Raw genomic sequence first — 3,708 nt, 5'->3', positions numbered from 1 at the left:
CCTCGCGCCCGCAGGCCCTTGACAGCCCGCCCCAACCGCAAACTTCACGGCCTTGGAACTAGCCCCACGTATGCGGCCCGGCGCGCTCCTCCTGGTCGACAACACCCTCTTCAACGGCGAGGTCATCGACGACGAGCCGGCCGAGAAGGCCGCGGCCATCAAGGCCTTCAACGAGCACGCCTGCAAGGACGACCGCGTACAGCTGGTCATGCTGCCCTTCGCGGACGGCCTGACGATGGCCCGCCGGCTGCCGTCCGGCGAGTCCGCCCTCTGATGGGCCCCCGCAGCACGCGGCGGGACCGGAGCCCCCTGCCCCGACCGAAGGGAGGAACTGCGTGAGCGCCGCGATCCGCGCCGGCTACCCGCTGCCCTCGCTCGGTGCGGAGAACCCCTTCGTCTCAACCCGGCCCAGGCCGTCGAGGTGGCACGCGTGTGGGCGAACCCGTCCGCATGAACCCCGGCACCCGAAGCACGCCCGGCGACCCGCCGGGCACGTCCCAGGCGGGTACCGTCAACGAGGAAAGGAACACCACCATGAGCGAGACCGTCATCCGCGCCGAGGACGGCGCCGCCTTCATGATCAACGTCTTCGATGTCGACCCGGAGAACCAGAAGGAGCTCGCCGAGGTCATGAGCGAGGGCGCCGAGAAGTACATCCGGCACCGTCCGGGTTGCCTCTCCGTGAACCTCCTCACCAGCAACAACGGCAAGCGGCTCCTCTACATCGCGCAGTGGCGCAGCAAGGCCGACATCAAGGCCGCGCTGGGCGACCCGGACATCCAGCGCGTCCGCGAGCGCGCAGCGGAGCTGGCCAACCCCGACGCGCACGCCTACACGGTGTACGCCCTGCACCACCCGGAGAGCTGAGCGGGAGACCCGTCCCGCCCGCGAAGCGACGACCGGATACGGCCCTGCCCCGTGCCGGCCGGGCCGTATCCGGTCCCCGTGCGTCTCACCTCTCGCACCACGTGGCACCCTTCCCATGCGACGCTTCGCGCGCCCCACGCCACGGGCGGCCCGCGCCTTCAGCGCGGGCCGCCCGCCGGGGGCCGTCCGTACCTCCTCCGGCGTACGCGCCAGGTCTGCCCCCATACCGCACTACCGTCCGCCGAGCCCGGCCCCCCCCCGCACCATCCCGTCCCAGCCGGCAGCCGCCGCAAACCGAGGGAGCACTGTGTCCCGTCGACTGTTACCTTCCGATTCCGTGACCGAGGGTCACCCCGACAAGATCGCCGACCAGATCAGCGACATCATCCTGGACGCGCTGCTCCGGGACGACCCCGCCGCCACGGTCGCCGTGGAAACCCTCATCACCACTGGCCAGATCCACGTGGCCGGCGAGGTCATGACCAGCGTACGCGCCGATCGCGCAACCGGACCGCGACCGGATCGTGGAGATCGGCTACGACGCGTCCGCGAAGGGCTTCGACGACGCCTCATGCGGCGTGAGCGTGCTCGCCGGACCGCGCCATGCCCGTGCCTCTTGGCAGCCGATGTGATTGCCGCGCCACTGGGAGCTGCTCGAGGGGCGGGCAGTGGTCGTCTCCTCGGTTCGGGGGTGTGAGCGTCCAACTACCGTCGATGTCACCGGCGCTGCCCCGACCGCGGGGCCTCGCCACCGACCGCACGCCCAGAGCCCCGCCACGTCGACCGGTCCGATGGCACAGGTGGTCCCGGGCCGTGCAGCCCCGCATGGACTCAGGAAGCTCGTCGAACATGCCGCCACCCTCGGCATCGACATGGAGATCAGCGCACGCACACCCGGGACCAAGGGCTTCACTCCGATCCCGAAGCGGTGGGCGGTCGAGCGCACCTACGGCTGGCTCATGCTCCACCGTCGCCTCGCCCGCGACTATGAAACCCTGCCCGTCCGCTCCGAAGCCATGATCCACCTCGCCATGACCGACCTCATGGCCCGCCGCCTCACCAGCGAGAACACCATCTCCTGGCGCGACCCGACACCACAGATCAAACAGCCGATTCTGGGATAAAATATCGGGCGAAAACGACCTCTTAACGTAGTTCCGGTCCTCCTTCTCCTTCTCGCCCTCGTCGAGCGCGGCCGGGACGGCCGAGGGGCTTCCCGGCGGCCGCGGCGACGCCCTCCTTGGTGTTCTCCGAGATCATGTCGCGCTGCAACTCCAGCACCGCCGCGAGGAGCAATAACCTGCGGCCGCAGCGGCACACGTCTGTCAGAGTCAACACGCGCGTCCGGTGGCGGTTGCCACATCACGATGAAGGAGCAAGGAGGCACATCATGCCCGAACCCGGATCGGTCCTGCAGAACATGGGGACGGCCACGTGGTCGGCCGAGGACGGAACGGCCTACGAAGTCGCCCTGGACGGCATCAACCACGTCGTCGGCGCCTACTCGCGGCTGATCGCCGAGGCGGAGGAGGTCTTCGCCACGGAGCGAGCCGAGAGCCTGTCCGCCGAGCAGCGCCACTGGGCCGCTCGGCGTAGGAGCCTCACACCGGCCGACCGGGCCGAGGTCGACGCAGTCACCGCTGAGTGTGCCCGGCTCCTGGCAGAGCTGCGGGGTACTGCGTGACCGAGGTGGACCGCACCCTGTACGTCCTGTCCGAGGCGGACAACGACCGCATATTCCGCGATCGGATCGTGCCCAACGAACTCGTCGGCACGCCCCAGGAGCAGCCGCTGGCCATCATCGTGTCGGGACAGACTGGCGCCGGGACGATGGTTGGCGACCTGCTGGCGGCTCCAGACGGCGTCCTGCTGGGCGCGGGCCAGCACGGTGATGGCCTGGGCGAGTTCGCTGTCGGCGGGCAGCGGCCGGTGGGCGTGCATGTCGGTGCGCACGATGTTCGCCAGGACCAGGGCGTCACCGGGGTCGGACTTCTTGCGGCTACAGTAACGCCGTGCCGGTCGCGGTAGCGGGAGGCAGCGAGCGGGTTGATCGCGAAGACCTTACGGTTGCCGGTGCGCAGGGCGGCCACGAGCAGGCCGCGGCTGGACGGGTATGGGGGTCTCCGGGCTGTCGCCGTGTCCGGCCTGGTGACAGCAGGTCATATAGGACTCACAGAGAGGAGCCTGTTGATGCCTGCCCCGAGGAAATACCCGCTGGAGTTGCGTGAGCGTGCTGTGCGGATGTACCGCGCGTCGGAGCCAAAGCCCGTGATCCGCCGCATGGCGGAGGAGCTCGGCGTGCACCACGAGGCCCTACGTGGTTGGATCCGCCAGGCCGAGGCGGACGCCGGCGAACGCGACGACCTGCTCACCAGTGACGAGCGGGCCGGGCTTGTCGCGCTGCGCAAGGAAAACGCCCAGCTCAAGAGGTCGAACGAGGTTCTGCGGACGGCCTCGGCTTTTTTCGCGGCACAGCTCGACCCGACCCGGCCCAGGTGATCGCGCTCTTCGACGAGCACGAAGACCTGGAGGTCGGGCTCACCCTCCGGGAACTGAACATCCCCTCCTCCACCTACTACCGATGGCGTCGCGCCCGGCGTGAGCCTTGTGAACGCCGTCGTCGGGACGCGGAACTGACCGAGCAGATCCGCCGCGTCCACGAGGAATCCGGCGGAACCTACGGTTCTCCGCGTGTCCACGCCGCTCTGAAGAGAGAGAGAACGTCTACGTCGGCCGCAAACGCGTGGAGCGGCTGATAAGAGAGGCGGACCTCGCCGGGATCAGTCTGACAAATACGTTGTTGATCACTGAGTTGACAGTGTTCTGGCCTGTGAATGTAGT

5 protein-coding genes and 3 pseudogenes are annotated in these 3,708 nt (G+C 68.9%); 7 read left to right on the top strand and 1 reads right to left on the bottom strand.

Translation table 11 applies throughout. The features are described from left to right. The first annotated feature begins 52 nt into the window (after positions 1-52). From ACFF45_RS35100 to ACFF45_RS35080, 5 genes and pseudogenes are all read left to right on the top strand, one after another. Complete coding sequence (locus tag ACFF45_RS35100) at positions 53-274, top strand: O-methyltransferase (protein ID WP_381351078.1); 222 nt, start codon at positions 53-55, stop codon at positions 272-274. A 260-nt stretch (positions 275-534) separates the two neighbouring features. Then, complete coding sequence (locus tag ACFF45_RS35095) at positions 535-867, top strand: putative quinol monooxygenase (RefSeq protein WP_381351077.1); 333 nt, start codon at positions 535-537, stop codon at positions 865-867. Positions 868-1,174: 307 nt separating this feature from the next. Next, positions 1,175-1,463 (top strand): annotated as a pseudogene (locus ACFF45_RS35090) (S-adenosylmethionine synthetase N-terminal domain-containing protein); the annotation flags it as partial. Positions 1,464-1,706: 243 nt separating this feature from the next. Beyond that, a pseudogene (locus ACFF45_RS35085) lies at positions 1,707-1,991 on the top strand (transposase); the annotation flags it as partial. A gap of 266 nt (positions 1,992-2,257) precedes the next feature. Next, complete coding sequence (locus ACFF45_RS35080; RefSeq protein WP_381351080.1) at positions 2,258-2,551, top strand: hypothetical protein; 294 nt, start codon at positions 2,258-2,260, stop codon at positions 2,549-2,551. Between the two features lie 149 nt (positions 2,552-2,700). On the opposite strand, the pseudogene ACFF45_RS35075 reads toward ACFF45_RS35080, so the two are convergent. Then, positions 2,701-3,012: pseudogene (locus ACFF45_RS35075) on the bottom strand (IS110 family transposase); the annotation flags it as partial. A 45-nt stretch (positions 3,013-3,057) separates the two neighbouring features. Here ACFF45_RS35075 and ACFF45_RS35070 point away from each other — a divergent pair. Both ACFF45_RS35070 and ACFF45_RS35065 read left to right on the top strand, forming a co-directional pair. Then, entirely contained in the window at positions 3,058-3,366 is a 309-nt protein-coding gene (locus ACFF45_RS35070) for a transposase (RefSeq protein WP_381351076.1), read from the top strand. After that, positions 3,363-3,623 (top strand): IS3 family transposase, encoded by a 261-nt coding sequence (locus ACFF45_RS35065; RefSeq protein ID WP_381351075.1) that lies wholly within the window; start codon positions 3,363-3,365, stop codon positions 3,621-3,623. The genes ACFF45_RS35070 and ACFF45_RS35065 overlap by 4 nt, the downstream gene beginning before the upstream one ends. Positions 3,624-3,708: the final 85 nt, after the last annotated feature.

Source organism: Streptomyces cinereospinus (assembly GCF_042430725.1).
Lineage (GTDB): Bacteria > Actinomycetota > Actinomycetes > Streptomycetales > Streptomycetaceae > Streptomyces > Streptomyces cinereospinus.
Note: the sequence above shows the minus strand (reverse complement) of the source record. Positions and strands in the feature narration are given on the sequence as shown.